At 69.0% G+C, this 494-nt stretch carries 1 protein-coding gene; it reads left to right on the top strand.

The features are described from left to right. On the top strand, positions 1 to 494 hold a 494-nt coding region (locus tag KVT32_RS28640; RefSeq protein WP_254637062.1), incomplete at both ends, for an ATP-binding protein.

Below are 494 nucleotides of genomic sequence, written 5' to 3'. Positions count from 1 at the left end.
ATCGGCATGACCCACCTGGCCCTGAAGACCGCGCTCGAGCCCAAGCAGCGCGACTACCTGGAGAAGATCTGGCACTCCGGCCAGCACCTGCTGGGCATCATCGACCACATCCTCGATTTCTCGAAGATCGAGGCCGGCCGGCTGGAGCTCGAAGTGCTCGACTTCCGGCTCGAGGCCCTGATGCGCAACCTCGAGACCCAGCTGGGCGAGGCGGCCGCCGCCAAGGGCCTGCGCCTGGTGTTCGACGTCGAGCCCGAGCTGGCCCGGCCGCTGCGCGGCGACCCCCTGCGCCTGGAACAGGTGCTGCTCAACTTCGTCGGCAACGCCATCAAGTTCTCGGAGCGCGGCGACATTACGATCCGGGCCAGAGCGGTGCGCGCCTACGGCCACGAGACCGTGGTGCGCTTCGAGGTCGAGGACCGCGGCATCGGCATCGCGCCCGCGGAGCTGGGGCGGCTGTTCACGTCCTTCCACCAGGCCGACCCCTCGACCAC

It is taken from the genome of Achromobacter sp. GbtcB20 (assembly GCF_019091095.1).
Classification (GTDB): Bacteria; Pseudomonadota; Gammaproteobacteria; order Burkholderiales; family Burkholderiaceae_B; genus Achromobacter; species Achromobacter mucicolens.
Note: the sequence above shows the minus strand (reverse complement) of the source record. Positions and strands in the feature narration are given on the sequence as shown.